We start from the raw sequence: 26,162 nt of genomic DNA on the forward strand, positions 1-26,162 counted from the left end.
AGCACGCTGTTGTGTAGTTTAAATACCCGCACCTGGATGTGCGGGCTGGTGCGAGGCACTCGCATTGAAGCGGCGGTTGCGAGCGACGCACATTGCATTGGCTGTTGCGAAGTACTCACCGCGCATCCGCTTTCGCGAAGGGCTCGCAGCATCCGCCCGCACTCAACCGCACCAATGCACCCGCAAACGTGGACCGGGCTGCTGGAGCGCGACACGAATCGGGTACGCGCTGATGTCCTCGCCAGCCAGTGCGGCTTGCAGCACATCGAGCTTTTGCTTGCCGCGCAGCAGCAGCAGGCGGGTGGGAATCGCGGCAAGGCCGGTCGGCGTCAGCGTGATCCGCAGCGGCCACTGGTTCGCGCCCGGGCAACCGGTCGCGTCCAGCGATGCATACGGCTGCGGGCTGGCCAGCGCCTTGGGCAGATCGGTCGAACCGGGGAACAACGATGCGGTATGTCCGTCGCCGCCCATTCCCAGCACCGCCAGACAGGCCGGCTCGGCATGAGTGGCCTGCAGGTTGGCGGTGTGCACGCACTCGGGCAATTGCTTCCCGGGACGCACCAACGGGATGAAGGTCGCGGCCGGCGCATGAGTCAGGAAGCTGTGATTGACCAGCCACGCGTTGCTGTCCTGATCCTGCGGCGAGAGCCAACGCTCATCGACCAGGCCCACCTCCACCCGTGACCAGTCCAGCGGACGGTGCGCCAGCGATTCGTAGACCGGCGCCGGTGTAGTGCCGCCGGAGAGCAACATGCGCGCCTGCCCGCGGCGCGAAATTTCCTGTTCCAGCAGATCGGCCATTTCGCCGGCGACCGCTTCGGTCCACTCGGCCGGATCTTCGTAGCGCACCAGAGTGATGCGCGGGTTGTCCTGCAGGTTCATCGCTGCTCCCCCGGATGCTGACGCTGCGCATCCACCGCATACGCTGCGGCGCCCAACAGGCCGGCATGCGGGTGCATGACCGCCAGCGAAGGCACGCGCGACATGATCGCGGAGAACCGGCCCTTGTGCTCGAAGCGCTGGCGGAAGCCGGAGTGCTGCAGCGACTCCAGCACCTTGGGCACCAGCCCGCCGGTGAGGAACACGCCATCCCACGCACCCTGCATCAGCACCATGTCGCCAGCGATCGCACCGAAGATGGCGCAGAACAAGTCGATGGTGCGCGCCGAGCGCGGGTCGCCGGCCGCCGCACGTGCGGTGATGTCCTTGGGTTCCAGCGGGCCCGGGTCGATGCCGGCAATCTCGCTCAATGCGCGATGGATGTTGACCAGGCCGGGGCCGCAGATCAGCCGCTCGTTGGAGACCCGGCCGAACTGCTCGGAGAGGATTTCCAGCACACGAATTTCTTCCGGCGTGCCGGGCGGAAAGCTGACATGGCCGCCTTCGGTTTCCAGTGGAAAACAGCGCCCGTTACGGATAATCAGCCCACCCACGCCCAGGCCGGTACCCGGACCGATCACGCCGTAGTTGCGCGGTTGATCGATCGGCGCCGGCCGCCAGCTGGCACCGCCCACCTGCACCACATCCTGCGGACGCAGCAGGCTGATTGCCATGGCCTGCGCGGCGAAGTCGTTGATCAGGTGCAACGTGCTGAAGCCCAGCATGGCAGCGGTGCGCGACCGCGAGATCACCCACGGATGATTGGTGATGCGCGCTTCGTCGCCGTCGACGCGGCCGGCCACGGCGAACACGCCCTGGGTGGCCTGTACGCCGATCTGGTCGAGGTAGTACCGCGCGGCTTCACCGAGCGAAGCGAACTCCACCACCGCGAATTCGCGCGAGGTGTCATCCAGCAACGGGACCGATGCATCGACATCGGCCAGCGCGAACCGCGCGTTGGTTCCGCCGATATCGGCAACCAGCACCGGTTTGGAAGGAGCGGTCATGCGGTGTTTCCCTGTGCGTCGGTGGCAGGAGGCAGGAACGGTGCGGCAGTGTCCGGGCCCCAGCTACCGGCGGGGTAGGGCTGCAGCGGCAAGGCTGCGTCTTTCCAGGCATCGCTGACGCTGTCGATCCAGGACCAGGCAGCCTTGACCTCGTCGTCGCGCACGAACAGTGCCGGGTTGCCGTTGAAGGCATCCACGAACAGCCGCTCGTAAGCGATGCGACGGTGCAGGCCGGTCGGCACCGACAATTCCAGTTCCAGTGGTTGCAGCTCGATCGCGCCCCATTCCGGGCCGGCCAGGCTGCTCATTAGGCCGAGCTCGATGTTTTCCTGCGGCTGCAGCTGGAAGGTCAGGCGGTTGGGCACCGCGTTCTGGCGGTCCGGGCGTTCGAACAACCAGTGCGTCACCGGCTTGAGCGTGACCACGATGCGGGTGGAACGCTCGGCCAGCCGCTTGCCGGTGCACAGATGGAACGGCACGCCGGCCCAGCGCCAGTTGTCGATATGCGCGGTGACCGCGACGAAGGTTTCCACGTCGCTGCCTTCCGGCGGGTGATAGGCCTGCGCCGGCTGGCCGTTGATGGTGCCGGCGGTGTAACGACCGCGCACGCTGTCGTGCGCGGCGTGTTCGGCGGTCATCGGGCGCAGCGCACGCAGCACCTTGACCTTCTCGTCGCGGATGCGGTCGGCTTCCAGCGACGCCGGCGGCTCCATCGCCACCAGACACAGCAGCTGCAGGATATGGCTCTGCACCATGTCGCGCAGTGCGCCGGAGCGGGCGTAATACGCATCGCGTCCGTCCACGCCCTCGCTTTCGGCGACCAGGATCTGCACCGATTCGATGTAGGTCCGGTTCCAGACTGCTTCGAGCAGCGTATTGCCGAAGCGCAGCGCGATCAGGTTCTGCACCGCCGCCTTGCCCAGGTAATGGTCCAGGCGGAACACGCGGTCTTCGTCGATCAGCGCGCCGATCGACTGCAGGATCTCGCGAGCGCTATCGGAGTCGTGGCCGATCGGCTTTTCCAGCATCAGCTGGTGCGGTGCAGCCAAGGCGCCGCCCAGGGCCAGGCCCTGGCAGGTGCTGATGTACAGCCCCGGTGGGATCGCCAGATAGCTCACGATCTGGCGGCTGGCCAGCTCGCGGACTGCATCGGCTACCGATTCGGCATTGCGCAGGTCCACCGAGCGGTAATCCACGCGCTGCAGCAGCGTCTGGATCTGCTCCGGGGTGGCAATCGGCAGTGCTTCGGTCAGGCGTGGCCGTAACACTTCACGGAAAGCCTCGGTATCGTGCGGCGACAATGCCAGCGCACGGATACGGAAGTCCTCCGGCAGCAGGCCGTCGACGAACAGGCGCAGCAGGGACGGAAAGAGATAGCGCTGGGCGAGATCGCCGGTAGCGCCGAACAGGATCAGGGTGTTGTGCATGGACCGAGTTTCAGATTCTGGAGACATCGTTATCAGCAGTTTCGCGAAAAGGCGCCGGACAGCCGGCGGTCGGTACGTCTGTTCCTGAGCGACACTTGCGTGCGCGCAGCGGGGGATGGACGGCGACGCCCAATCCCCGATTGTTGCAGCAACTGGTGGTCAGCGGTTAGCGCCTGGGCGGCATACCTGCACCTGCGTGGCGGAATGCCCGCTCGCGCAATGCAGGTAACGTCGCCGGAAACGGCGGCGTTGGTCGGTAGCGGCATGGTCCCTCCCGAGATCGATGTTGCCATGTGAAAACGATTACATGTCAGAATAAACCAATGCATTCGTTTGCAGGAGATTTCCTCGCAAACGGGTCGGTCGTCATTGCCATCGGGAGGGCCGAGGGCAGGGCGCATACAAACGTTGAGGCCGAACGATGGCGAAAGTGCAGTTGGAAGGTGTCCGCAAGGTCTATGAAAACGGCCAGGTGGCGGTGCAGGGCGCAAGCTTCGAGGTGGCCGATGGCGAGCTGATGGTGCTGGTCGGGCCGTCCGGCTGCGGCAAGTCGACGCTGTTGCGCATGATCGCCGGGCTCGAGGACATCAGCGCGGGCACGCTCAAGATCGGCGAACGCGTCGTCAATGACGTGGCGCCGAAGGACCGCGACATCGCCATGGTGTTCCAGAGCTATGCGCTCTACCCGCACATGACCGTGGCGGAAAATCTGGCCTTCGGGCTCAAGCTGCGTGGTCACCCGAAGCAGGTCATCGCCGAGCGCGTCAATAACGCCGCCGAACTGCTGGGCCTGACCCCGATGCTCGACAAGCTGCCCAAGGCGATGTCCGGTGGCCAGCGTCAGCGTGTGGCGCTCGGGCGGGCGATGGTGCGCGAATCGTCGGTATTCCTGCTCGACGAACCGCTGTCCAATCTGGACGCCAAGTTGCGCCACAGCGTGCGCACCGAGATCGCGCAGCTGCATCGCAAGCTCGGCACCACCATGATCTACGTCACCCACGATCAGGTCGAAGCGATGACCCTCGGTCAGCGCATCGTGGTGCTCAAGGACGGCGTGATTCAGCAGATCGACAGCCCGATGGCGCTGTACGACCGTCCGGCCAACCTGTTTGTTGCCGGTTTCCTGGGCAGCCCGGCGATGAATATGCTGCAGGGACGGCTGGATGAGCAGGATGGCCTGCATCTCGTCATGGTCGACGGCTGGCGGGTGCCGCTGGGCGCCGCGCAGGTCGATCGCCGCTGGTTCGGTCAGGACGTGATCGTCGGCGTGCGCCCCGAGCATCTGCAGCCGTCCAGCGATGCGCAGTTGGGCTTCGATGCGCAGGTGGAGGTCATCGAGCCGGTCGGCAACGAGATCTTCCTCAACCTTGATCGCGGCGGGCAGCCGCTGGTGATCCGCGTCGCGCCGCAGGCGCTGCCAGTGGTCGGGCAGCCTCTCCGCCTGGCATTGCGCAGCGATGCCCTGCATTTCTTCGACCCGGCAACCGGGCAGCGGCTGGAGCCGGCTTAACGCTCCAGCCCGGACAAGATGGCAAGCGGGCGCGCGGGGTGCGCGCCGGCTTGCAGGGTGGTGCTGGCGTCCACGGTCAATCCCAGTGGCAAGACCGCCAGCGCCAGATCGCCGGCAACGCTGACCACCGTGCCAATGGCTGCACCGTCCAGTTCGACGCTATCGCCCGCCTGGGCAGCGGCTTCAGTCTCCAACAGTTGCAACGCACGCTTGGCCTTGCCCAGAAAATGCGTGCGCGCAACGATCTCCTGACCCGGGTAGCAGCCCTTCTTGACGCTGAAGGCCTGCAGGCGGTCCAGCGCCAGTTGCTGCGGCGTCCATTGTTCGCGCTGCGCATCCGGCAGGCGAACCAGACCTAGTTGCAGATCCGCGCGGCGCCATTGCGCGTCGATGCTGGGCAATTCGATAGGCGCGGCCAATGCGTCGTCGCTGAAAAGCAAGAGCGTGCGTGGCAGGGCGGCGACGCCCATATCCAGCGCGATACGCAGCGTTCCGATCTCGGTATGTGCGCCTCGCGCATGCTCTGGCGCTGCGAAACCGCCATACGCAAGCAGCGCGGCCGCGTTGATTTTCAGCTTGCGTCGGAACACGAAACGGCCGAGTTGCGCGGCGATTTCGGCCGCGTTGCCGTCCGGCAACACCATCAGCAACTGCGCGTCGTCCTCACGCAGGAGTGCGAAGATGGCGATCACGCGCCCCTTCGCCGTCAACCACGCATTCCATTGCCACTGCCCGATCGCCAGCGCCTGGACGTCATTGGCGAATTGGGCATGCGCGAACGACACTGCATCCGTCCCGACCAGTCGGACGTATTGCATATCGTGCAGGGAGCCAAAACCCTGTGGAATAAGATTCAGGTTGTCAGCCATGGAGGGGGAGGACTAAAATCGCAACGTTGTGAGACCACTATGATAGGCCATCCAACCCCCACCCCAGCGCTGGATTCCGAGACGCAGCCTTCCCCTCAGGAGCAGATTCCCGAGAAGAAGCCACTGCCGAAGGAGATTGGTGGACGCGACGGCCCCGAGCCAACGCGCTACGGCGACTGGGAAAAAAATGGACGCTGCATCGATTTTTGAGCAGCTTTTAGCCACAGCGGCCTAGTGCCGCCCAGCCGAGAAAACGAGCCCAGCGAATGGCGATCCGCGAACGTCCCACTTCTCCACATCTGCAGGTCTACCGCTGGCAGATCCAGATGGCAACCTCGATCCTGCATCGAGCTACCGGCGTCATCCTTTCCGGAGGCGCGCTGGTCATCGCCGTCTCGCTGCTCTTGCTGATGCTAGGTGAGGACCACTGGAATTGTCTGACCCAGCATCTGGGCGCCTGGTACGGCCAGTTGTTCCTGTTCGCTTGGTCATGGGCTTTTACCTATCACCTGGCCAACGGCATCCGCCACATCGTCCAGGACTTCGGCCGCGGCTTCAGCATTCCTGCCTTTATCCGCAGCAGCTGGACCTCGGTGATCGCCAGCCTGGTGCTGACTGCTGCGATCTGGGCGTATGTCCTGACTGGAGCTTCCGCATGAGCCGCTATCGCACCCCGTTGAAAAATGTGCGTGGTCTGGGCGCGGCCAAGACCGGTACCGAACATTTCGTGATGCAGCGTCTGACCGCGACAGCGCTGGTCGTGCTGGCGATCTGGTTCGTGGCATTCGTGCTGAGCCTGCTCGGTTCCGACTACACGACTGCGGTCACTGCGGTGTCCAAGCCGTGGAACGCGGTGTTGCTGGTCGGGTTCCTGGTGGCGATGTTCTGGCATGCGCAGCTTGGCCTGCAGGTCGTGCTCGAGGACTACATCCACAACTCGTTGCTGGCGCTGGCGTTGCAGACGACGGTGAAGTTCATCGCCGTGCTTGGCGCGATCGTCAGCATTTTCGCAGTGGCGCGCATCGCGCTGGGCGGTGCCTGAGTCATCGGGCACACAGAACAGGAATCCAGATTAGATGTCCGCTTACAAGATCACTGAACACAAGTACGACATGGTCGTGGTGGGTGCCGGCGGCGCCGGCCTGCGTGCCACGTTCGGCTTGGCCCAGAAAGGCCTGCAGACGGTCTGCCTGACCAAGGTCTTCCCGACCCGGTCGCACACCGTGGCGGCGCAGGGCGGTATTTCCGCCGCGCTCGGCAACATGGGCGAAGACGATTGGCGCTACCACTTCTACGACACCATCAAGGGCTCCGATTGGCTGGGCGACCAGGACGCAATCGAGTACATGTGTCGCGAAGCGATTCCGGCCATCATCGAGCTGGAACACTACGGCGTGCCGTTCTCGCGTACCGAAGAGGGCAAGATCTATCAGCGCCCGTTCGGTGGCATGACCACCAAGTACGGCGAAGGCCCGTCGGCGCAGCGCACCTGCGCGGCAGCCGACCGTACCGGCCACGCCATGCTGCATACCCTGTATCAGCAGTCGCTCGCCCATAACGCGCGTTTCATGATCGAGTACTTCGCACTCGACCTGATCTTCGACGAAGAGGGTGTCTGCCGCGGCGTGCTGGCGCTCGACATGGCCGAAGGTTCGTTGCATCTGTTCCGCGCCCACGGCGTGGTGCTGGCCACCGGCGGCTATGGCCGTGCCTACTTCAGCGCCACCTCCGCTCACACCTGTACCGGTGACGGCGGCGGCCTGGTGATGCGTGCCGGCCTGCCGGTGCAGGACATGGAGTTTGTGCAGTTCCATCCCACCGGCATTTACGGTGCGGGCTGCCTGATCACCGAAGGCGTTCGCGGCGAAGGTGGCATTCTGCGCAACAGTAACGGCGAGCGCTTCATGGAGCGCTATGCACCGCATTACAAGGATCTGGCCTCGCGCGACGTGGTGTCGCGCTCGATGACCGTGGAAATCCGCGAAGGCCGCGGCGTCGGCGAGCACAAGGATCACATCCTGCTCGACCTGACCCACCTCGGCCCGGAAGTCATCAACGAAAAGCTCCCCGGAATCGCCGAAAGCGCCCACATCTTTGCCGGTGTGGACGTGACCAAGCAGCCGATCCCGGTGCTGCCGACCGTGCACTACAACATGGGCGGCATTCCGACCAATTTCTACGGCGAAGTCGTGCGCAAGCAGGGCGACGACCCGGATGCGGTGGTGCCCGGCCTGTACGCGATCGGCGAAGCCGCCTGCGTGTCGGTGCACGGTGCCAACCGTCTGGGTTCCAACTCGTTGCTGGATCTGGTGGTGTTCGGCCGTGCGGTGGCAAACCGCTGCGCCGAGACGGTCAAGCCCAACCAGCCGCACAAGACGTTGCCGTCCGATGCCTGCGACAAGGCGCTGGGCCTGCTGGACAAGTTGCGCTATGCCAACGGCTCCACGCCGACCTCGGTGATCCGCGACAACATGCAGCGCACCATGCAATCCGACGCTGCGGTGTTCCGCACCAGCAAGACGTTGAAAGAAGGCGTGGACAAGATGGCCGAGATTTTCGCCACCTTCGAAGACGTCAAGGTGTCCGACCGCTCGCTGGTGTGGAACTCGGATCTGATCGAGACCTACGAATTGAACAACCTGCTGCTCAATGCAGTGGCGACGATCAATTCGGCCGAGCAGCGCAAGGAAAGCCGCGGCGCGCATTCGCATGAAGACTTCCCGGACCGCGACGACGTCAACTGGCAGAAGCACACGCTGGTCACCGTCGACGACAAGGGCAAGTGCGAGTTCGAATATCGCCCGGTGCACATGTACACGCTGAGTCAGGATGTGGATGTCGTCCCGCCGAAGCCGCGCGTTTACTGATCGATGCGCATGCAACACGCCTTCGCTGCAGTGAAGCCAGCCGCCGGGTTGTCCTGGCGTGGCGGTAATTACTTGCAGCGGGCGGGGCGTTTCATCACGCAGGGGCAGCGCCGGCAATACGCCGGTCGTTGCACCGCCGCTTCGGTGGCGGCATCCATCGTTTTTACCTTCATGCGCACGGTGCGGCTGTCGTTCGCACCGCGCATCGCCTGAGCCAACGAGAGCAGCTATGGCAGAGTTCACCCTCCCCAAGAATTCAAAGATCGGCAAGGGTAAGCATTACCCTGCGCAGGGCGCCAAGAACACGCGCACCTTCAAGGTCTACCGCTGGGATCCGGATGGCGACGCCAACCCGCGCACCGACAGCTACGAGATCGATCTCGACAAGTGCGGCCCGATGGTGTTGGACGCACTGATCAAGATCAAGAACGAGATCGACCCGACCCTCACCTTCCGTCGTTCGTGCCGCGAGGGCATCTGCGGCTCGTGTGCGATGAACATCGACGGCACCAATACGCTGGCATGCACCAAGGCGATCGATGCCTGCGGCAAGGCCGAAGTGCCGATCTACCCGCTGCCGCACATGGATGTGATCAAGGATCTGGTCCCGGACCTGACCCATTTCTACGCGCAGTACGCGTCGATCAAGCCGTGGATCCGCACTCAGACGCCAGCGCCGCCGGATCGCGAACGCCTGCAATCGCCGGAAGACCGCAAGAAGCTCGACGGCTTGTACGAGTGCATCCTTTGCGCGTGCTGCTCGACCAGCTGCCCGAGCTACTGGTGGAATGGCGAACGTTACCTGGGCCCGGCGATCCTGCTGCAGGCGTACCGCTGGATCGTCGACTCGCGCGATGAAGACACCGGCGCACGTCTGGACGATCTGGAAGACCCGTTCAAGTTGTATCGCTGCCATACCATCATGAATTGCGCACGGACCTGCCCGAAGGGCCTGAATCCTGCGCTGGCGATTGCCGAGATCAAGAAGTTGATGATGGCGCGTCGCGCCTGATCGCAAGGCACAGAGGTCTCGCGTTTGCGGGATGTGGTTCGCAGCGGCACCGGCCTGATGGTCAGGTGCCGCTGTCGTTTTCGCCCCCGCCGCAGGGTAGGGTGGAGAGAGAGATGGACGAAGAAACCTTGTTGAAAAAGCTGCGCTGGCGTTGCCGGCGTGGCATGCGTGAGCTGGATCAGCTGTTCGGGCGCTATCTGGATCAGCGCTGGGCGCAGGCTTCCGAGTCAGAGCGCGCGGTTTTCCTACAGTTGCTGGATTGCGAAGACGATAAGTTGTGGCGCTGGTTCATGGGTTACGAGGCTTGCCCGGATGTCGCCAATGCCGCACTCATCGCCGATATTCGCGCCTTGCCGGCTTGAATGGCGGCCCTCGCGCGGGCTTGTTTGCGCACTGAGCCTGCTCGCCGTGCTGGCACTGTGCGCCGTCTGGCGTAGCGGTGTGCCGGCTTGGTTGGCTGTCATGTTGTCCATCGGCGTAGCGGTATCGGTCGGAAGATCGCTGTGGCTGCTGTTGCGTTCGCCACTGCGGCAGTTGGTGGTGCCGTGGGGCGAGAGCCCCGCCAGCATTGACGGCACCCAGGTGCAGAACCTGCAGGTTGCCTGGCGCGGGCCGATTGCGGTGGTGTCATGGACCCGGCTGGATGCGCGCCGTGAGCGCCTGCATTTCTGGCCGGATACCTTGCCGGCGCCGCAACGACGTGAACTGCGTCTGGCCGCCCAGGCACACGCGATTTCGTCCGGGCGTCCGCAAGTGTCACCATAGCGTCCCTTTTCTGGTTGAACCGCATGTTCAAACCTATCCCGGTTGCCATCGGCTTGCGCTACCTGCGTGCCAAGCGGCGCAATGGCTTCATCTCGTTTATCTCGATGGCATCGATCCTGGGCATCGCCCTGGGCGTCACCGTGCTGATCACCACGTTGGCAGTGATGAGCGGTTTTCAGAAAGAAATCCGTGACCGTCTGTTGCAGATGGCCGCGCACGCCACCGTCAGCGCCGAAGGTGCGCCGATGCGCGACTGGCAGCATGCGGTCGAGGTCGCCATGGCTGACCCGCGCGTTGCCGGCGCCGCACCGTATATCGAAACCGAATCGCTGCTGCAGGGCCCGCGCAAGCAGCCGGCCATCGTGCGTGGCATCGTTCCTGCCGAAGAGAACAAGGTGTCGGTGCTGGCCAAGAAGATGCAGCAGGGCTCGGTCGATAGCCTGACCCCGGGTTCCTACAACATCGTCATCGGCAAGGAGCTGGCGCTGTGGTTGGGCGTGGATGTGGGCGACAGCATCGTTGTCTTGCTCAGCGACACGCAGGCCACGCCGCTCGGCGCGATGCCGCGGCTCAAGCGCTTCACCGTCAGCGGGATTTTCGAAGCCGGCTATAACGAGATCGATCGCGGCCTTGCCGTGGTCAACATGCAGGATCTGGGGCGGGTCTTGCGCATGGATGGCGTCACCGGCGTGCGGCTGCGCCTGCACGACATGGATCAGGCCTGGAACGTCGCGCGCGATCTGGCGCTGAAGTTGCACGGCCCGTACCGGGTGAGCGACTGGACCCAGGAAAACGCCAATCTCTATCACTCGTTGAAGATGGAAAAGACCGTGATGGGCATCCTGCTGTCGCTGATCGTGGCGATGGGTGCGTTCAATCTGGTGTCGTCGCAAGTGATGCTGGTGACCGACAAGCAGGCCGACATCGCGATCCTGCGGACGCTGGGCTTGTCGCCTGGCGGAGTGATGCAGGTGTTCATGGTGCAGGGCTCGTTGATCGGCTTTATGGGCACGATCATGGGGGTGATCGGCGGCATCGTGCTGACGCTCAATCTGGAGCGCATCCTCGGCCTGATCGAGGCGATCTTCAGCGTCAAACTGCTGCCCGAAGATGTGTACTACATCACTGGCCTGCCCACCGACATGCAAACCCAGGATGTTGTGGTGATCACCTTGGTGGCCTTGGTGATGAGTTTCCTGGCGACCTTGTACCCGGCGTGGCGCGCCTCGCGCACCCAGCCGGCGGAGGCGTTGCGTTATGAATGAGATCCTGGAATCGCGCGTGCAGAAGTCAGCTCCAGCAGATGTGGTAATCCGCGCCGAGGCGCTGGCCAAGACCTACGCCGAAGGCAAGATGCGCACGCCGGTGTTTGATGGTCTGGACCTGTCGGTGGCGACCGGCGAGACGGTGGCGATCGTCGGCGCGTCCGGCGCGGGCAAGAGTACGTTGCTGCATCTGCTCGGCGGGCTGGATATTCCGACGTCGGGCGAGGTGTATGTCGCTGGCAGGCGCATGTCGGCGCTGTCCGATGGCGAGCGCGGCAGGCTGCGTAACCAGGCGCTGGGCTTCGTGTACCAGTTCCATCATCTGCTGCCGGAATTCACCGCGCTGGAAAACGTGATGATGCCGGTGCTGCTGTCAGGCAAGGAGGTGGCGGTGGCGCGTGGGCAGGCATTGCAGTTGCTGGAATCGGTCGGGCTCGGCCATCGCATCGAGCACAAGCCCAGCGAGCTGTCCGGCGGCGAGCGGCAGCGCTGTGCGGTGGCGCGTGCGCTGGTGAACAAGCCGGGATGCGTGCTGGGCGACGAGCCCACCGGCAATCTCGACGACAAGACCGCTGGCACCGTGTTCGAGCTGATGTTGGAACTCAACCGCGCGCAGCGCACCAGCCTGGTGTTGGTCACCCACGACCGCAGCCTGGCGCGTCGTCTGGATCGCGTGCTGGAACTGCATCAAGGCAAGCTGCGCGAGCTGGCACCCTCGGCAGCGTGAGTGCTTGCGATGCGACCGGGTTGCCGGTCGTGTCGCGCAATAAAGTGGGCGTAGCTCTTGCGATATGCCACTGCGGGCAGGATGCGCAGTGCTTTCCTTTGGTGCGTCGCTCGCTTGGTGCGATGTCCAGAGCGCAGCTCTAGAAGCGGCTAACAAAGCCTAGCGAGCAGTTATCAGGTGGGTCTGGCAGGGTGCGCAGGTGCCGGAATGTAAGAGTGAACATGCTGCACCGAGCACCGAGCACCGAGCACCGAGCACCGGCCACGCCAGCCTGGCCGCTGCACAGTCCTTTTGTCAGTTGCTCTAAATCCCTGGACTCCACGTTTATCCACATCGCTGCAGGCCATTACGACCTGCAGCGATGCGGTGGCATTACTCAAGGAATGATGCGCAGTGCCCGCAACCGGGTGAATAGCTCGAAGAACGAGGCGCGGCTGTCGTAGAAGTCAACAAAGCCCAGTTCGCGGCTCTTGGTCATGTCGTTGACGCACTCGATCTCGCGGCCCAGGTCGGCATCGGTATGCCACCACGAGGCCAGACGATTGACGTCCGACTCGACCAGATTGTGCTGCGCGGCCAGTTCGGCCCATAGCGCCGGCGCGGTTTCGGTCAAGCGCGCTTCCAACGGCTGCGGCGTGTCGGGGCAGGGGGCGGCATCGAGGTCGAAGAACGCGGCGATCTCGCCCCACATCCAGCGCCAGCGGAACACATCGCCATTGACGGTATTGAATGCCTGGTTGCGCGCCGCCGGGCTGAGACCTGCCCAGGCCAGCTGATGGCCGAGCAGGCCGGCGTCGGTCAGATCGGTGAGGCTGTTCCACTGCGCCTGCGAACCTGGAAACACGAACGGCTGGCCGGTGTGCTTGCACAGCGATGCGTAGACCGCCAACGTCACGCCCATGTTCATCGCATTGCTGCCATTGGCCATGCCGATCATGGTGTGCGAGCGATGCACGCTCCATCCGAAACCGTGACGCTCGGCATGCGCGAACAGCAGGTCTTCGAGCGTGTAGTAGAAGTTTTCGCCCGGCTGACGCGGCTCGCTTTCGCGGAACGGCGTTTCAGCCTTGCCGCTGCCGTAGTTTTCGAACGCGCCCAGATAGTGCTTGGTGCCGGTGACCAGCGCCATGTGCTGCAGCGGCGCGTCGCTCAACGCATCGCACAGGTGCCGCATCATCGCGCCGTTGGCCTCGACGTTCTCGCGTTCAGTGTCGCGACGTGTCCAGGTACAGAAAAAGACGTGGGTGATCGGCAGACCGCGCAGCGCGCTGTTGGTGCTGTCGGCGTCCAGCAGATCGGCGGCGACAGGAATGACGCCGTCATGCGGCAGCGGGCGACGCGCCAGGCCGTAAACGGTCCAACCGTCGGCTACCAGCACGTTGGCGAGGTTATAGCCGGAGATGCCGGTCACGCCGACAATCAATGCAATGCCTTTACGCATGTGGGGGAACTCCTCAAAGACAGCGTCGAACATAGCGCTTCGGTCATGAAATCGAGGCGAATGCAGCACTAGGTGCCCGGCTGGACTCATCGGACGTTGGCTGCGTCAGCTGCACCTGATCGATCTACCTGGTTCGACGGGTTCGCCTCGACCAACGGATGCCCAGGCCCCGGTGCGTACTCGAGCGATCCGATCCCTGGACTGCAGCAGTGACCGGCATTGGCGATACGCGAACGTTGCCGGTGGGCATTCGCGCCGAACAACGGCATGCCGGCAATGCGCTACAGCAGATCCGGTGTCTCCCTACGGTCTTGCGCGCACATCACCGCTGCCGTCAGTCGATGGGGTGGCCTAGCGTTGTTTCCTGGATCAGGACGATCAGGAGCATGGGCGCCCCTATGGATGTGGATGTGTCGGCACATGCGGCGCCGCTGCCGCGTCTTGCATCGGCAGTGCCGGTCGCAGTCGCGTTGCTGCTGGGTGTGGTCATTTGTGCATGGTCGCCAGCGCTACTGCCGCAGGCGCTGTATGCCGCCTGCCTGTTCGCGGGTGTGCTGGGCATCGCGCTGACCCTGTGGCTGCACCCGCAGCGACCTGTGTGGATGCTGGTGCTTGCAACGGCTGCGGTGGGCTTCGGGTTGACCGGCTGGCAAGCCGCCCAGGTAGTGCAGTCGCAACTGCTACCGCGTGACGAAGCGCGCGAGATTACCGTGCTTGGCCGCATTGTCGGGCTGCCGGTGGCCGAACAACGGCGTACGCGCTTCCAGTTGCGCGTCGATCACCATCTAACGCAGCCGGCGGCCCTGCGCGGCAAGCTGTTGCAACTGGCGTGGTACGACCCCTTCGGCGCCGAACAGATCGGGCCGCGTGCTGCACTGCGTGCCGGGGCGGGCTGGCAACTGCAGCTCAAGCTTCGCGCACCGCGCGGTCTGCGTAATCCGGGTGGGTTCGATGCGGAGCGTCAGGCGTTGGCGCAGCGCCTTGCAGCCACCGGGTATGTGCGCGACCTCGGCGCTGCGCGCGAGGTTGCCGCCCCGCGTGGCGTGGATGCCTGGCGCGACCGGATGTCGCTACGAATTGCCGAACAGGTCTCCGGGCCTTCCGCGCCTTACCTGCGTGCACTTGCGTTGGGCGACACGCGCGGACTGGACGACGCGGCATGGGCGACTCTGCGCGCGACCGGGCTCAGCCATCTGATCGCCATCTCGGGATTTCATGTCGGCCTGGTTGCCGCGTTCTTTGCATTGGCGGTGGCCGGCGTGTGGCGATGGCGGCCGGGCCTGAGCTTGCTGATGCCGCGCGTCCACGCCGCAGCCATCGCCGCGCTGCTCGGCGCGGTTGCGTACGCAGTGTTGGCAGGGCTGGCGCTGCCCACGGTCCGCACCGTGCTGATGATCGCCGTCGTCGCACTGGCGCGGGTCGCGCGGCGACGCGCCACAACCGCGCAGATTCTCGCGCTGGCCTTGCTTGCAGTGCTGGTATGGGACCCGCTGAGCGTGCTGGTGGCTGGCTTCTGGCTCAGTTTTGCCGGTGTCGCCTGGCTGGTGTGGTGCCTGCCCGCAGATGACCGGAGCATTCTGCGCGGCTTCCTGTCCGCGCAGACCGTCGCCACCGTCGGCTTGCTGCCGCTGACGGTCAGTTTGTTTGGACAAGCATCGCTGGTGGGGCCGTTGGCCAATCTTGTCGCCATTCCCTGGTGGACCTTTGTGGTGGTGCCGCTGTGTCTGCTGGGAACGGCGCTCGAGGCACTGCATGCCGGTGCGGGCGTTTGGGCGTGGCACTTGGCGGGCTGGTGCTTCGAACTCACCTGGCCGGGGTTTGTCTGGCTTGGGCAGACCACGCTGGCGTTTTGGTGGGTGCCCGAATCCGATGCCTTTGCGCTGATCGCAGCGCTATTGGGGGCGTTCTGGCTATTGCTGCCGCGAGACACGCCGGGCAAGGCCATGGCGGTGCTGCTGTGGCTACCGCTGCTATGGCCGGATCGCGCCTTGCCCGGTGCTGGCGAAGCCGATCTGCAGGTGCTGGATGTGGGGCAGGGTCTTGCAGTGTTGGTGCGTACGCAACGGCACGCGCTGCTGTTCGATACCGGCCCCGCAGTGCGCGATGGTTTCGACGCCGGTGAGCGCGTGGTGCTGCCCGCCCTGCGTGCGCTTGGGGTACGCCAACTGGATGCACTCGTGCTCAGTCATGCCGATGCCGATCATGCCGGTGGCTACGCAGCAGTGCGTGCAGGGCTGCCGGTCGCGATGACGTCTGCGCCCCCGGGCGCGCCGCTGGACGTCAGTGCGCGCTGTCAGGCCGGCCAGCAGTGGGAGTGGGATGGCGTGCGCTTTCGCTTTCTGCATCCAGGTGAGGATTTCCCGTACCTGCGCAATCAGTCCAGCTGCGTGCTGCGGGTCGAGACGCGGCATGCCAGTGCGCTGTTGCCGGGGGATATCGACGAACTCATCGAGCATCGCTTGATGCGCGAGCAGGTTGCAGGGCTGCGTGCCGATGTGGTCGTGGTGCCGCACCATGGCAGCGCAGATGGTTCGCATGCCGGCTTCATTGCCGCCACGGGCGCGCGGCTGGCGCTGGTGTCCTCCGGGCATGGCAACCGTTTTGGCCATCCCCGCACACAAGTAGTTCAGCGCTGGCAAGGCAGTGGCGCGGAATTGCTCGACACTGCCCAGTCCGGTGCGATCAGGGTCTGGCTGGGCGCGGACGGCCTGCAGGTGCGAGAGCGAAGGCGTTGGCAACCACGTCTGTGGGATGCTGCGGAACGGCGGCGGTCGACTGCTATCCTATCGGCCAGCGAACAGGCGGCCGCGTTGCCGGAGGAATCGAATCGTGTTGGAGCTGGTCAAAGCGGGCGGTTGGCCGATGGTGCCGTTGCTGTTGCTGGGCGTGATCGCCCTGGCGATCGTGCTGGAGCGTCTGTGGACGTTGCGCCGCAACGAGGTGACGCCGCCCGGGCTGGGCGAAGAGGTCCGTAACTGGGCCGCGCGCGGCCAGCTGGATCCCACCCATATCGAGTCGCTACGGCGCAATTCACCACTGGGTGCGCTACTGGCTGCTGCACTGGATGTCCGTGGCCGTCCGCGCGATCTGGTCCGTGAACGCATCGAAGACACCGGTCGCCACGTGGTGCATCGCATGGAGCGCTATCTGAACGCGCTGGGCACCATCGCATCGGCCGGCCCGTTACTGGGTTTGCTCGGCACGGTGGTCGGCATGATCCAGATGTTCCTGGGCATCCTCGATCACGGCGTGGGCGATGTGAACCAGCTGGCCGGTGGTATCGGCAAAGCGCTGGTGTGTACCGCCACCGGCATGATCATCGCGGTGCCTGCGCTGATGGCGCATCGTTTCTTCAAGGGGCGCATTGCCGGCTACATCATCGAGATGGAGCAGGAGGCCACGCTGTTGCTGGACACCATGGATGGCCGGGGGGGTCCGGCGTCCGCAGCGCCGGCAGCGGCGGGCAGCAAGCCTGTCATGGCAAAGGGCTGACGGATGCGCATCGGCAGCGACCGAAGCCAGGACGAGCCGCAGATCGACCTGGTGCCATTGATTGACGTCATTCTCGTCCTCATCATCTTCTTCGTGGTGACCACGACCTTCGACGCACGCTCGACGCTGCAGCTGCAGTTGCCGACCGCCAGTGACCAGAACACCAGCGCGCCGCCGCGTTCGCTCAGCGTGCTGGTCAATGCCGACGGGCATTACTTCATCAACGACCAGGAAGTGTTGCGCTCGGACGTGGACTCGCTGAAGCAGACCATCGCTCAGATCGCCGGCGACGACCGCGAGCAGACGGTACTGATGCGCGCCGATGCGCGTACCCCGTATCAGGCCGTGGTCACTGCGCAGGATGCGTTGGGACAACTCGGCTTCCGGCGTATTGCCATTGCGACTGCACCTCAGACCGGCACTGCCGGCAAAACACGCAATAACGGAACCCGCCAGTGACCAACTCCAACGACCGCCCGGCGCCAGTGTCGTCCTGGCGCACGTACCGTCGCCTGTTGGCCTTCGCCAAGCCGTACCGGCTGTTGCTGATCGCTGCGCTGATTGCCGCGTTGGTCGAAGCCGCCGGCACCACCGGCTTTCTGGCGTTGATGAAGCCGATCACCGACGAAACGTTCATCTACAAGAACGCCGACGTCAGCCGCTGGCTGCCGGTGCAGATCATCCTGCTGTTTGTGGTACGTGGCATTGCCGGCTACATCACCGACATGGCAATGGGTAAATCCGCACGCAGCATCGCGCGCGATCTGCGCATCAAGGTAATGGCCAAGTATCTGCGCCTGCCAGGCTCGCGTTTCGATTCCGAACCAGTCCCGTCGATGCTGATCCGCCTGGGCTCGGACTCGGATCAGGTTGCACAGGCTGCGGTGGATGCGGTCAAGGTGATGATCCAGCAGTCGCTGCAGGTGATCGGCGCATTGGCGCTGATGCTGTGGCACAGCTGGCAGGTCACGCTGACCATCCTGGTGCTCGCACCGGTACTGGCGTGGGTGATGGACAAGGTGGCGCGCCGGTATCGACGCATCAGCCACAGCATCCAGGAAAGTGGCGCGCATTTGTTGCAGGCTGCCGACCAGACCTTGTCCAGCCACCAGGAGGTCAAGATTTACGGCGCCCAGCAAACCGAGATGGAGCGGTATGGCGCGCTGGCCGATCGCAATTTGCGTCTGGCGATGAAGGTCGAATCCACTCGCGGCATTTCCACTGCCACCGTGCAGATGATCGGCGCAATCGGGTTGTCGGCGCTGTTGTTCGTGGCCGGTGCCCAGGCTTTGGCCGGGCGTCTGACCGCTGGCGACTTCGTGGTGCTGATGACCTCGATGCTGACGATCATTCCGGGCCTCAAACAGCTCACCAATGTGCAGAACATGGTGCAGCGTGGCCTGGCCTCGGCCGAGCGGCTGTTCTCGGTGCTCGACAGCCCGGACGAGCCCGATCAGGGCGCGGTGCCGCTGACGCGTGCGAAGGGCTTGATCGAATTTCGCGATGTGACCGCGCGTTATCCGGGGCAGGTGAATCCGGCACTGGCCGAGGTCAGCTTCGTCGCGCAGCCCGGTACGGTGACGGCGATCGTCGGCCGCTCCGGGAGCGGCAAGTCCAGCCTGATCAAACTGATCCCGCGTTTTTACGAGGCCGAGGCCGGGCAGATCCTGCTCGACGGGCACCCGGTGCAGGCGTATTCGTTGGCCGATCTGCGTCGCCAGATCGCGCTGGTCGGCCAGCAGGTCATGCTGTTCGACGGCAGCATCGCCGACAACGTGGCCTATGGCGAAATGCGCACGGCAGATGCCGGCCAACTGGAGCGCGCGATCCTTGGCGCCAATGCGATGGAGTTCGTGGCGCAACTGCCCGAGGGCCTGCAGTCGCATGTCGGCACCAAGGGCGGGCGACTGTCCGGAGGGCAGCGCCAGCGGCTGGCGATCGCACGCGCGATGCTCAAGGATGCGCCGATCCTGATCCTGGACGAAGCCACTGCGGCGCTGGACAACGAGTCCGAGCGACTGGTGCAGGATGCCTTGCACAAGTTGATGCCGGACCGCACCACGTTGGTGATCGCGCACCGGCTGTCCACTATCGAGCATGCCGATCAGGTGCTGGTGATGGACCAGGGCCGCATCGTCGAGCGCGGCACGCACAACGAATTGCTGGCGCAGGGCGGGCTGTATTCGCATCTGCACGGCATGCAGTTTCGCGAACGTCAGGCATGAGCAAGCGCGGCACCCGCACGCCGGGGTATTGGTACGACAATGCGCCGATACCGCTACCGGCGCGTCTATTGGCACCCATCTACGGCGCCGCCATCGCGCTGCGGCGCGGCCTGTACCGCCGCGGCTGGCGCAAGCGGCATGGCGTGCCGGTGCCGGTGATCGTGGTCGGCAACGTCACTGCCGGTGGCACCGGCAAGACCCCGCTGACCATCGCGCTGGTGTCCAAGCTGCAAGAAGCCGGCTGGACCCCCGGCGTCGCCAGCCGCGGCTATGGCCGCGATGATTCCGGCACGGCCCGGTGGGTCGATGCGGACACGGCAGTCGCACTTGGCGGCGACGAGCCTGTGTTGATCGCCTGGAAGACCGGCGCACGCGTGCGCGTGGATAGCGACCGTGTCGCCGCCGCGCGTGCACTGGTCGAGGCGGGGTGCGACATCATCGTCTGCGATGACGGGTTACAGCATTACCGGCTGGCACGCGACGTGGAAATCGAAGTGGTCGATGGACAGCGCCGCTATGGCAATGGCCGCCTGCTACCGGCCGGACCGCTACGCGAACCGGCCGCGCGCGCGCACGATTGCGACTTCCGCGTGGTCAATCTCGGGCAGGCCAGCGCCACCACAGCGCCACAAACAATGGACGACGCCGGTTTCGGCGAATGGCAGATGCGCCTGAGCATCGACAGCGTGCAGCCAATGGACGGCAAACGGGCGCAACCGCTCAGCATGCTAGCCGGCCAGCGCGTGCACGCCGTAGCCGGTATCGCGCACCCGGAGCGCTTTTTTGCCATGTTGCGCGCCCGCGGTATCGGCGTCGTCCCACATGCCTTTCCTGATCATCATGTGTATCGCGCTGCAGATTTCAGTTTCGGTAGCCGCCTGCCAGTGTTGATGACCGAAAAGGATGCGGTGAAGTGCCGGCCGTTCGCCGACGAGTGGCTGTATAGCGTGCCGCTCAAGGCGGAGTTGCCGGCTGCGTTCTGGGTGAGTCTGCTGGATCGGCTGGACAAGTTGGCCAGCCGGCAGGGCGTTTGATCTTGGCGGTGTGTCGTGCGGCGCTCGCTGCGGATGCAGGAGCGGTTGCGCGTCGCCCCTGGGGTTCGCCCGATGACCAATGCCGCTTCAGACCGGGCAGCGATGGGCGTGCTGAGACACTGCGCAGGTACGCGCCGCGCGTGGAGCGGCTAACAACACGATGCGAGCAGGCGTCAGGTGGGCACGGGGCGCGCGCTCAGAACCGCACTGTACGCGTGGGACCAGTCACACCGGGCACCGGCACGCGTCGGCCTGGCGCTGAGCGCAGGCGTGGTGTTCGCCGCTGCTGTTCCAGCACGAGGGCTGCATCCTTGCGCGGCCGCACCAGCGACAGTGGCTGGCGCCATGCTGTGCTGTAGCCGTCGCAGCGCGGCAGTTTTCGCCGGCGCTGCTGATGCAAGAGTGCGATACATGCTAGACCGTCCCGCCGTTCCAACAATCCTTGCTGCCGAGAGCGCAACCACATGACCAACACCCTGTCTGCCGATTTCGTCGTCGCCATTCCGGCGCGCTACGCGTCCACACGCCTGCCGGGCAAGCCGCTGCAGTTGATCGGCGATCGTCCAATGATTCAGCACGTGGCCGAGCGGGCGCTGTTGGCAGGCGCACGCGAGGTATGGGTCGCGACCGATGACGTGCGGATTTCAGACGCGATCGAGGGCGTACCCGGTGTGCACGTGGCGATGACCGGAAGCGACCATGTCTCCGGCACCGATCGCCTGGCCGAATGCGCGCGCATCGCCGGCTGGGACACCGACACCTGCGTGGTGAATCTGCAAGGTGACGAACCGTTTGCGCCGGCTGCCGGCATTCGCGCGGTCGCCGAGCTGCTGCTGCGCTCCGGCGCGGAGATGGCTACGTTGGCCGCGCAGGTGGAGAACGCGCACGATCTGTTCGATCCGAATGTGGTCAAGCTGGTGCGCAGCGCGGGCGGGGATGCACTGTATTTCAGCCGTGCGCCGATTCCCTGGCACCGCGACAGCTTCGCCAGTCAGCGCGACCGCTTGCCCGAGGAGGGGCAATGGCTGCGTCATATCGGCATCTACGCCTATCGCGCCGGGTTTCTGCAGCAGTTCGCAGCGATGCCACCCGGCCTGCTGGAGCGCATCGAATCGCTGGAACAGCTACGCGCGATGGAAGCCGGACATCGCATCGCCGTTGCGCTGACGCCCGAGCAATTTCCGCCGGGCATCGATACGCCGGACGATCTGGCACGTGCGCAAGCGCGGGTGGCATCGGCATGAAGGTCTTGATCGTGTGCCTAGGCAATATCTGTCGTTCGCCGATGGGCGAGGGCGCCTTGCGCGCGCGGCTGGACGAGGCACGCGTGTCGCGCCGCATCGAGGTCGACTCGGCCGGTACCGGCGATTGGCATGCCGGCGATCCGCCCGACCCGCGCGCCATCCGTTGCGCACGCGGACACGGCGTGGATATCTCCGGCCTGCGCGCACGGCAGGTGCGCGACGAGGATTTCGACCACTTCGATTGGCTGCTGTGCGCAGACGTCAACAATCTGCGCGATTTGCAGCGTCTGGCGCCATCAGCGCAACGCGACAAGGTCGCGCTGTGGTTGCCGTGGGCCGGCGTGGACGCGCGCGACGAGATCCCGGACCCGTATACCGGCGGCAGCAAGGATTTCGAGGACGTCTGGCAACTGGTCGATACCGCGGCGCGACAGACGGTCGCCAGACTCACCCGCGGCTAATCGCGCTTGGGCATAATTACCGCATGACTGCCCAGCTCACCCAGGAACTGCCGGAATTTCCCACCTGGCTCAATGCCAGGCCATCCACCTTGCAGGAGCATCGCGGCCGCGCGCTCGTGCTGGCGTTCGTCAACGCCAGCTCGGTGTGGTGCGCCGAGCGTCTTGCCGAGCTTGCGCAATGGCAGGCGCGTAGCCCCGGGCGGCTGCAGGTGATCGTGGTGCAGGTGCCGCGTTTCGATAGCGAACGCCTGCCGCAACGCTCGCTCAAGCAACTGCGCGGGCATGGCGTCAGCGCGCCGATCCTGCTCGACAAGGACTGGGAAACCTGGCGCCGCTTCGGTATCGAATCCTGGCCCACGCTGGTGTTGCTGGATGCCTACGGCCGCGAACGCCAGCGCCTGGTGGGTGTCACCGCTGATCTGGACAAGGCGTTGGCCGCATTGTGCGAAGGCCAGCAACCGCCCTCCGACGCCGACCTGCAAGGCATTGCAGAACGCGACCCCGAACAGCGGCTGGCGCTGCGCTTTCCGACCGGCCTGGCTGCCACCGAAGACCGTCTGTATATCGCCGATACCGGGCACCACCGCGTGCTGGAATGCACGCATGGCGGCCGGGTGCTGCGGCAATTCGGCCACGGCAATGCTGATCTCATCGATGGCGGTACCGGCGAAGCGGCCTTTCGTCGGCCGCAGGGTCTGGCGCTGGAGCGCGATCAGCTGTACGTCGCCGACACCGGCAATCACGCATTGCGTCGCATCAACCTGCGCAGCGGGCAGGTGGACACCTTGTGCGGCACCGGTCGCTCAGGCGAGCCGGTGGAAGGGCCGTTGGCCTTTGCCGGTGCGTCTGCACTGAACTATCCGCAAGGGCTGGCCATTGCCGACAACCAGGTGTTGATCGCCATGGCCGGCGACAACCGCATCTGGAGTTACGACCTGGGACGCGCTGCACTGAGCGCGCGTGCCGGCACCGGCTCCCTTGAAATTCGCGACGGCAGCGGTCATCTAGCGGCCTTCGCGCAACCGGCAGGGTTGGCGGCGGTGCAACAGGTTGCCTACGTGTGCGATGGGTTGGGCTCCTCGATCCGCACCATGCAGCTGCGCGGCGATCTGGTGCAGACCTTGGTGGGCGGGCAGGGCATCTGGCAGTTCGGCGATGAAGACGGCCCCCGCGGCACCGCGCGCCTGCAATTCCCGCAAGCCATCGCACTGGGCGCCGACTCGCCGATGCTGTGGATTGCCGACACCGGTAACGGACGGCTGCGCTGCCTGCGTCTGGGCGGCGGCGAACTCACCACGGTCGAGCTGCCGCGACGTCTGCACGGCCCGGCCGGGCTGGCTGTCGCCGCCGGCGCAGTCTGGATTGCCGAAACCGATGCCCATGCCGTTTTGCGTTACGACCTTGCAAGCGGCGCACTGAGTGATGTTGCGATAGAAGAATGAGCGCAAGGCCCCAAGCCGACTTCGATGGAAAAGCGTTTGCTGCGCAACTGAGCACCGCGCCCGGCGTTTACCGCATGTATGCGAGCGACGACACCTTGCTGTACGTCGGCAAGGCCGGCGCGTTGCGTAAGCGTGTAGGCAGCTATTTCAACGGCACGCCAAAGAATGCGCGGCTGACCTCGATGCTGTCGCAGGTCGCGCGGATGGACGTCACCGTGACCCGCAGCGAGGCCGAAGCGCTGCTGCTGGAAAACCAGCTGATCAAATCCTTGTCGCCGCGCTACAACGTGTCGTTGCGCGACGACAAGAGTTATCCCTACGTCCTGCTGACGCGCGAAGACTGGCCGCGTATCGCGTTGCACCGCGGTCCGCGTGCGGTGCAGGGGCGTTATTTCGGCCCCTACACCGGCGTAACCGGCGTGCGCGAAACGCTGAGCCTGATGCACAAGCTGTTCAAGCTACGCAGTTGCGAAGACAGCGTGTTTCGCAACCGCTCGCGGCCGTGCCTGCAGTATCAGATCGGCCGTTGCAGCGGCCCGTGCGTGGATCTGGTGGCCGCACCCGATTACGCCGAATCGGTACGCCGCGCCACCATGTTTCTGGAAGGCAAGAGCGATCAGCTCGGCGAAGAGATCATGCAGTCGATGCAGCAAGCCAGCGAAGCGCTCGAATTCGAGCGCGCCGCGCGTCTGCGCGATTTGCTGTCGTCGCTGCGCGGTATGCAGAACCGCCAGTACGTCGACGGCCGCGCCGCCGATCTGGATGTGTTGGCCTGCGCCACCCAGTCCAGTCAGGCCTGCGTGTTGCTGCTGAGCTTCCGCGACGGCCGCAATCTGGGCACGCGCTCGTTCTTTCCCAAGACCAACGGCGAAGACAGCGCGGACGAAATCCTGGCGGCGTTCGTCTCGCAGTACTACGCCGAACATTCGCCGCCGCGCGAGATATTGCTGGATCGCGAAATTCCCGAGGCCGAACTGATCGAGGCTGCGCTCAGCACTGCCGCCGAGCACAAGGTGGCGCTGCGGTGGAACGTGCGCGGCGAGCGTGCCGGCTACCTGCTGCTGGCGACCCGCAACGCGCAGCTGACCTTGGTGACCGAACTCACCAGCCAGAGTGCGCAGCACGCGCGCAGCGAAGCCTTGCGCGAGATGCTGGGGCTGCCGGAGCAGGTCAAGCGCGTCGAGTGCTTCGATATCAGTCACACAATGGGCGAAGCCACAGTCGCCTCGTGCGTGGTGTTCGACGCCAGCGGCCCGGTGCGTGGCCAGTATCGCCGCTTCAATATTTCCGGCATCACGCCGGGCGACGATTACGCGGCAATGCGTCAGGCGATCGAACGGCGGTTTCGGCGTGCAGTGGAAGAAAACGGCGTCCTCCCCGATGTGCTGCTGATCGACGGCGGTGCCGGCCAGCTGGCGCAGGCGCAGGCCGCGTTGGCCGACCTTGGCGTGGAAAACGTCGTGCTGGTTGGCGTGGCCAAGGGCGAGGAGCGCAGGGCAGGGCACGAGGCGCTGATCATGGCCGACGGCCGCGAACTGCGGCCAGGTGCCGCATCGCCGGCACTGCAATTCATCCAGCAGGTCCGTGACGAAGCGCACCGCTTTGCGATCACCGGCCATCGCGGGCGTCGCCAGAAAGCGCGCATGACCAGCAAGCTCGAGGATATCCCCGGCATCGGCCCACGCCGCCGCGCGAGCCTGCTCAAGCATTTCGGTGGCCTGGTCGGTCTCAAGGCGGCCGGCGAAGCCGAGATTGCGCGGGTGGACGGGGTCAATGCCGCACTTGCTGCGCGAATCTACGCTAACCTGCACGGGCTGGCGCTTCCCGATGCGGCAGGCGAGTCGAGTCCGTAATGAAGTTGACCATCCCCACGTGGCTGACACTGCTGAGGATCCTGATGATCCCGGTGTTGGTCGTGGTGTTCTACCTGCCATACACCTGGACGAACTTCGCTTCCGCCGGTGTGTTTGCGCTCGCCGCCATCACCGACTGGCTGGATGGCTGGGTCGCGCGGCGGTATCACCAGTATTCTGCGTTCGGCGCGTTCCTCGATCCGGTCGCCGACAAGTTGATGGTCGCAGTGGCATTGTTCCTGATCGTGCAGGGACATCCGACGCCGTGGATGGCGTTCTGGGCAGCTGTCATCGTGGGCCGCGAGATCGCAGTCTCCGCATTGCGTGAGTGGATGGCCGAGATCGGCCAGCGCGCCAAGGTGCGTGTGGCGATGATCGGCAAGGTCAAGACCACGGCGCAGATGGTGGCGCTGCTTTGCCTGCTGTATTCGGTCACTCCTGGCCAGATGCCCACGCATGAAATCTGGCTAGGCAATCTGATCTTCCGCGCCGGCTATTGGACATTAGCGATCGCTGCACTGCTGACGTTGTGGTCGGGTTTTCAGTATCTGCAGGCGGCATGGCCAAGTCTGCGCGCGGACGAAAAAGCGGCAATCAGCAACAAGCCGAAAAAAATCGAAAGCAACAGTTGACAGCTATCCT

At 64.8% G+C, this 26,162-nt stretch carries 26 protein-coding genes and 2 other RNA genes; 21 read left to right on the plus strand and 7 right to left on the minus strand.

Annotation, left to right across the window (positions count from 1 at the left end):
• Positions 1 to 162 precede the first annotated feature (162 nt).
• From pgl to zwf, 3 genes are read right to left on the minus strand one after another with little or no spacing between them, the layout of a single operon-like run.
• Entirely contained in the window at positions 163 to 882 is a 720-nt protein-coding gene (gene pgl / locus ASF90_RS19630) for a 6-phosphogluconolactonase (RefSeq protein ID WP_055854142.1), read from the minus strand.
• Entirely contained in the window at positions 879 to 1,886 is a 1,008-nt protein-coding gene (gene glk, locus ASF90_RS19635) for a glucokinase (RefSeq protein WP_055854145.1), read from the minus strand. The genes pgl and glk overlap by 4 nt, the downstream gene beginning before the upstream one ends.
• The gene (gene zwf, locus ASF90_RS19640) at positions 1,883 to 3,313 is read right to left on the minus strand and encodes a glucose-6-phosphate dehydrogenase (RefSeq protein WP_055854149.1); all 1,431 of its coding nucleotides are present in this window, start codon (positions 3,311 to 3,313) and stop codon (positions 1,883 to 1,885) included. The genes glk and zwf overlap by 4 nt, the downstream gene beginning before the upstream one ends.
• A gap of 421 nt (positions 3,314 to 3,734) precedes the next feature.
• Between zwf and ugpC the strand changes: the two genes are divergently transcribed.
• Positions 3,735 to 4,823: a sn-glycerol-3-phosphate ABC transporter ATP-binding protein UgpC gene (gene ugpC / locus ASF90_RS19645; RefSeq protein WP_055854152.1), complete on the plus strand. Its 1,089-nt coding sequence runs from the start codon at positions 3,735 to 3,737 to the stop codon at positions 4,821 to 4,823.
• Here ugpC and ASF90_RS19650 read toward each other — a convergent pair.
• Positions 4,820 to 5,692: a folate-binding protein YgfZ gene (locus tag ASF90_RS19650; protein WP_055854156.1), complete on the minus strand. Its 873-nt coding sequence runs from the start codon at positions 5,690 to 5,692 to the stop codon at positions 4,820 to 4,822. The two genes, ugpC and ASF90_RS19650, sit on opposite strands and share 4 nt — an antisense overlap.
• On the opposite strand from ASF90_RS19650, the gene ASF90_RS24020 reads away from it, so the two are divergent.
• The 10 genes from ASF90_RS24020 to lolD all read left to right on the plus strand — a co-directional run bounded on the left by ASF90_RS24020 (position 5,594) and on the right by lolD (position 12,328).
• Positions 5,594 to 5,902 carry a DUF1674 domain-containing protein gene (locus tag ASF90_RS24020; RefSeq protein WP_236699318.1) on the plus strand — a complete coding sequence of 103 codons (309 nt, stop codon included), beginning with the start codon at positions 5,594 to 5,596 and terminating at the stop codon, positions 5,900 to 5,902. The two genes, ASF90_RS19650 and ASF90_RS24020, sit on opposite strands and share 99 nt — an antisense overlap.
• A 56-nt stretch (positions 5,903 to 5,958) precedes the next feature.
• Positions 5,959 to 6,351, plus strand: a complete 393-nt coding sequence (sdhC, locus tag ASF90_RS19655; RefSeq protein WP_055854159.1) for a succinate dehydrogenase, cytochrome b556 subunit — start codon at positions 5,959 to 5,961, stop codon at positions 6,349 to 6,351.
• Positions 6,348 to 6,734, plus strand: coding sequence for a succinate dehydrogenase, hydrophobic membrane anchor protein (gene sdhD / locus ASF90_RS19660; RefSeq protein WP_055854161.1), 387 nt, complete (start codon positions 6,348 to 6,350; stop codon positions 6,732 to 6,734). Before sdhC ends, sdhD begins: the two co-directional genes overlap by 4 nt.
• Before the next feature lie 34 nt (positions 6,735 to 6,768).
• Positions 6,769 to 8,559 (plus strand): succinate dehydrogenase flavoprotein subunit, encoded by a 1,791-nt coding sequence (sdhA, locus tag ASF90_RS19665; protein ID WP_055854164.1) that lies wholly within the window; start codon positions 6,769 to 6,771, stop codon positions 8,557 to 8,559.
• 3 nt (positions 8,560 to 8,562) lie between these two features.
• The gene (locus tag ASF90_RS19670) at positions 8,563 to 8,772 is read left to right on the plus strand and encodes a hypothetical protein (protein ID WP_082473631.1); all 210 of its coding nucleotides are present in this window, start codon (positions 8,563 to 8,565) and stop codon (positions 8,770 to 8,772) included.
• 16 nt (positions 8,773 to 8,788) lie between these two features.
• Positions 8,789 to 9,571, plus strand: a complete 783-nt coding sequence (locus ASF90_RS19675) for a succinate dehydrogenase iron-sulfur subunit (protein ID WP_055854167.1) — start codon at positions 8,789 to 8,791, stop codon at positions 9,569 to 9,571.
• Between the two features lie 113 nt (positions 9,572 to 9,684).
• Complete coding sequence (locus tag ASF90_RS19680; RefSeq protein WP_055854170.1) at positions 9,685 to 9,933, plus strand: succinate dehydrogenase assembly factor 2; 249 nt, start codon at positions 9,685 to 9,687, stop codon at positions 9,931 to 9,933.
• Positions 9,884 to 10,336: a hypothetical protein gene (locus ASF90_RS19685; RefSeq protein WP_055854174.1), complete on the plus strand. Its 453-nt coding sequence runs from the start codon at positions 9,884 to 9,886 to the stop codon at positions 10,334 to 10,336. The genes ASF90_RS19680 and ASF90_RS19685 overlap by 50 nt, the downstream gene beginning before the upstream one ends.
• Before the next feature lie 23 nt (positions 10,337 to 10,359).
• Positions 10,360 to 11,601, plus strand: coding sequence for a lipoprotein-releasing ABC transporter permease subunit (locus tag ASF90_RS19690; protein ID WP_055854177.1), 1,242 nt, complete (start codon positions 10,360 to 10,362; stop codon positions 11,599 to 11,601).
• A complete protein-coding gene (gene lolD / locus ASF90_RS19695) occupies positions 11,594 to 12,328 on the plus strand; it encodes a lipoprotein-releasing ABC transporter ATP-binding protein LolD (RefSeq protein ID WP_055854180.1) in 735 nt (244 codons plus the stop codon). Before ASF90_RS19690 ends, lolD begins: the two co-directional genes overlap by 8 nt.
• 147 nt (positions 12,329 to 12,475) lie before the next feature.
• On the opposite strand, the gene ASF90_RS23000 is transcribed toward lolD, so the two are convergent.
• A non-coding RNA gene (locus tag ASF90_RS23000) (sX9 sRNA) lies at positions 12,476 to 12,551 on the minus strand.
• A 153-nt stretch (positions 12,552 to 12,704) separates the two neighbouring features.
• Entirely contained in the window at positions 12,705 to 13,769 is a 1,065-nt protein-coding gene (locus ASF90_RS19700; RefSeq protein ID WP_055854575.1) for an SDR family oxidoreductase, read from the minus strand.
• A gap of 386 nt (positions 13,770 to 14,155) precedes the next feature.
• Here ASF90_RS19700 and ASF90_RS19705 point away from each other — a divergent pair, with 386 nt between their 5' ends.
• From ASF90_RS19705 to lpxK, 5 genes are read left to right on the plus strand one after another with little or no spacing between them, the layout of a single operon-like run.
• Positions 14,156 to 16,744 (plus strand): DNA internalization-related competence protein ComEC/Rec2, encoded by a 2,589-nt coding sequence (locus tag ASF90_RS19705; protein ID WP_055854183.1) that lies wholly within the window; start codon positions 14,156 to 14,158, stop codon positions 16,742 to 16,744.
• The gene (locus tag ASF90_RS23005) at positions 16,632 to 17,261 is read left to right on the plus strand and encodes a MotA/TolQ/ExbB proton channel family protein (protein ID WP_082473640.1); all 630 of its coding nucleotides are present in this window, start codon (positions 16,632 to 16,634) and stop codon (positions 17,259 to 17,261) included. The genes ASF90_RS19705 and ASF90_RS23005 overlap by 113 nt, the downstream gene beginning before the upstream one ends.
• Positions 17,262 to 17,264: 3 nt before the next feature.
• Positions 17,265 to 17,720, plus strand: a complete 456-nt coding sequence (locus ASF90_RS19710) for a biopolymer transporter ExbD (protein ID WP_055854186.1) — start codon at positions 17,265 to 17,267, stop codon at positions 17,718 to 17,720.
• The gene (gene msbA / locus ASF90_RS19715) at positions 17,717 to 19,486 is read left to right on the plus strand and encodes a lipid A export permease/ATP-binding protein MsbA (RefSeq protein WP_055854188.1); all 1,770 of its coding nucleotides are present in this window, start codon (positions 17,717 to 17,719) and stop codon (positions 19,484 to 19,486) included. The genes ASF90_RS19710 and msbA overlap by 4 nt, the downstream gene beginning before the upstream one ends.
• A complete protein-coding gene (lpxK, locus tag ASF90_RS19720) occupies positions 19,483 to 20,520 on the plus strand; it encodes a tetraacyldisaccharide 4'-kinase (protein ID WP_055854190.1) in 1,038 nt (345 codons plus the stop codon). The genes msbA and lpxK overlap by 4 nt, the downstream gene beginning before the upstream one ends.
• 147 nt (positions 20,521 to 20,667) lie before the next feature.
• Here the strand turns inward: lpxK and ASF90_RS23010 are convergent.
• Positions 20,668 to 20,744, minus strand: a non-coding RNA gene (locus ASF90_RS23010) — sX9 sRNA.
• A 240-nt stretch (positions 20,745 to 20,984) separates the two neighbouring features.
• Between ASF90_RS23010 and kdsB the strand changes: the two genes are divergently transcribed.
• The 5 genes from kdsB to pgsA are packed head-to-tail and all read left to right on the plus strand — an operon-like array spanning position 20,985 to position 26,152.
• Positions 20,985 to 21,764 carry a 3-deoxy-manno-octulosonate cytidylyltransferase gene (gene kdsB, locus ASF90_RS19725; protein ID WP_055854193.1) on the plus strand — a complete coding sequence of 260 codons (780 nt, stop codon included), beginning with the start codon at positions 20,985 to 20,987 and terminating at the stop codon, positions 21,762 to 21,764.
• A complete protein-coding gene (locus ASF90_RS19730; protein ID WP_055854195.1) occupies positions 21,761 to 22,225 on the plus strand; it encodes a low molecular weight protein-tyrosine-phosphatase in 465 nt (154 codons plus the stop codon). The genes kdsB and ASF90_RS19730 overlap by 4 nt, the downstream gene beginning before the upstream one ends.
• 23 nt (positions 22,226 to 22,248) lie before the next feature.
• Positions 22,249 to 23,667: a hypothetical protein gene (locus ASF90_RS19735; protein ID WP_055854198.1), complete on the plus strand. Its 1,419-nt coding sequence runs from the start codon at positions 22,249 to 22,251 to the stop codon at positions 23,665 to 23,667.
• Positions 23,664 to 25,520 (plus strand): excinuclease ABC subunit UvrC, encoded by a 1,857-nt coding sequence (gene uvrC, locus ASF90_RS19740; protein WP_055854201.1) that lies wholly within the window; start codon positions 23,664 to 23,666, stop codon positions 25,518 to 25,520. Before ASF90_RS19735 ends, uvrC begins: the two co-directional genes overlap by 4 nt.
• Positions 25,520 to 26,152 carry a CDP-diacylglycerol--glycerol-3-phosphate 3-phosphatidyltransferase gene (gene pgsA, locus ASF90_RS19745; RefSeq protein ID WP_055854204.1) on the plus strand — a complete coding sequence of 211 codons (633 nt, stop codon included), beginning with the start codon at positions 25,520 to 25,522 and terminating at the stop codon, positions 26,150 to 26,152. Before uvrC ends, pgsA begins: the two co-directional genes overlap by 1 nt.
• The last annotated feature ends 10 nt before the right edge of the window (positions 26,153 to 26,162 follow it).

It is taken from the genome of Xanthomonas sp. Leaf148 (assembly GCF_001423585.1).
GTDB lineage: Bacteria > Pseudomonadota > Gammaproteobacteria > Xanthomonadales > Xanthomonadaceae > Xanthomonas.

What these genes read in the sequence shown, in the direction of transcription:
- ASF90_RS19735 (WP_055854198.1), top strand. Translation starts at nt 22,249, where the DNA reads ATGACTGCCCAGCTCACCCAGGAACTGCCGGAATTTCCCACCTGGCTC.
- pgl (WP_055854142.1), bottom strand. Translation starts at nt 882, where the DNA reads ATGAACCTGCAGGACAACCCGCGCATCACTCTGGTGCGCTACGAAGAT.
- ASF90_RS19685 (WP_055854174.1), top strand. Translation starts at nt 9,884, where the DNA reads ATGTCGCCAATGCCGCACTCATCGCCGATATTCGCGCCTTGCCGGCTT.
- ASF90_RS19680 (WP_055854170.1), top strand. Translation starts at nt 9,685, where the DNA reads ATGGACGAAGAAACCTTGTTGAAAAAGCTGCGCTGGCGTTGCCGGCGT.
- ASF90_RS19730 (WP_055854195.1), top strand. Translation starts at nt 21,761, where the DNA reads ATGAAGGTCTTGATCGTGTGCCTAGGCAATATCTGTCGTTCGCCGATG.
- pgsA (WP_055854204.1), top strand. Translation starts at nt 25,520, where the DNA reads ATGAAGTTGACCATCCCCACGTGGCTGACACTGCTGAGGATCCTGATG.
- sdhD (WP_055854161.1), top strand. Translation starts at nt 6,348, where the DNA reads ATGAGCCGCTATCGCACCCCGTTGAAAAATGTGCGTGGTCTGGGCGCG.
- lolD (WP_055854180.1), top strand. Translation starts at nt 11,594, where the DNA reads ATGAATGAGATCCTGGAATCGCGCGTGCAGAAGTCAGCTCCAGCAGAT.
- ASF90_RS19700 (WP_055854575.1), bottom strand. Translation starts at nt 13,769, where the DNA reads ATGCGTAAAGGCATTGCATTGATTGTCGGCGTGACCGGCATCTCCGGC.
- ASF90_RS19705 (WP_055854183.1), top strand. Translation starts at nt 14,156, where the DNA reads ATGGGCGCCCCTATGGATGTGGATGTGTCGGCACATGCGGCGCCGCTG.
- ASF90_RS19710 (WP_055854186.1), top strand. Translation starts at nt 17,265, where the DNA reads ATGCGCATCGGCAGCGACCGAAGCCAGGACGAGCCGCAGATCGACCTG.
- ASF90_RS23005 (WP_082473640.1), top strand. Translation starts at nt 16,632, where the DNA reads ATGGTGCCGTTGCTGTTGCTGGGCGTGATCGCCCTGGCGATCGTGCTG.
- ASF90_RS19650 (WP_055854156.1), bottom strand. Translation starts at nt 5,692, where the DNA reads ATGGCTGACAACCTGAATCTTATTCCACAGGGTTTTGGCTCCCTGCAC.
- glk (WP_055854145.1), bottom strand. Translation starts at nt 1,886, where the DNA reads ATGACCGCTCCTTCCAAACCGGTGCTGGTTGCCGATATCGGCGGAACC.
- ugpC (WP_055854152.1), top strand. Translation starts at nt 3,735, where the DNA reads ATGGCGAAAGTGCAGTTGGAAGGTGTCCGCAAGGTCTATGAAAACGGC.
- lpxK (WP_055854190.1), top strand. Translation starts at nt 19,483, where the DNA reads ATGAGCAAGCGCGGCACCCGCACGCCGGGGTATTGGTACGACAATGCG.
- ASF90_RS19670 (WP_082473631.1), top strand. Translation starts at nt 8,563, where the DNA reads ATGCGCATGCAACACGCCTTCGCTGCAGTGAAGCCAGCCGCCGGGTTG.
- ASF90_RS19675 (WP_055854167.1), top strand. Translation starts at nt 8,789, where the DNA reads ATGGCAGAGTTCACCCTCCCCAAGAATTCAAAGATCGGCAAGGGTAAG.
- sdhC (WP_055854159.1), top strand. Translation starts at nt 5,959, where the DNA reads ATGGCGATCCGCGAACGTCCCACTTCTCCACATCTGCAGGTCTACCGC.
- ASF90_RS19690 (WP_055854177.1), top strand. Translation starts at nt 10,360, where the DNA reads ATGTTCAAACCTATCCCGGTTGCCATCGGCTTGCGCTACCTGCGTGCC.
- uvrC (WP_055854201.1), top strand. Translation starts at nt 23,664, where the DNA reads ATGAGCGCAAGGCCCCAAGCCGACTTCGATGGAAAAGCGTTTGCTGCG.
- sdhA (WP_055854164.1), top strand. Translation starts at nt 6,769, where the DNA reads ATGTCCGCTTACAAGATCACTGAACACAAGTACGACATGGTCGTGGTG.
- kdsB (WP_055854193.1), top strand. Translation starts at nt 20,985, where the DNA reads ATGACCAACACCCTGTCTGCCGATTTCGTCGTCGCCATTCCGGCGCGC.
- ASF90_RS24020 (WP_236699318.1), top strand. Translation starts at nt 5,594, where the DNA reads ATGCGCGAACGACACTGCATCCGTCCCGACCAGTCGGACGTATTGCAT.
- zwf (WP_055854149.1), bottom strand. Translation starts at nt 3,313, where the DNA reads ATGCACAACACCCTGATCCTGTTCGGCGCTACCGGCGATCTCGCCCAG.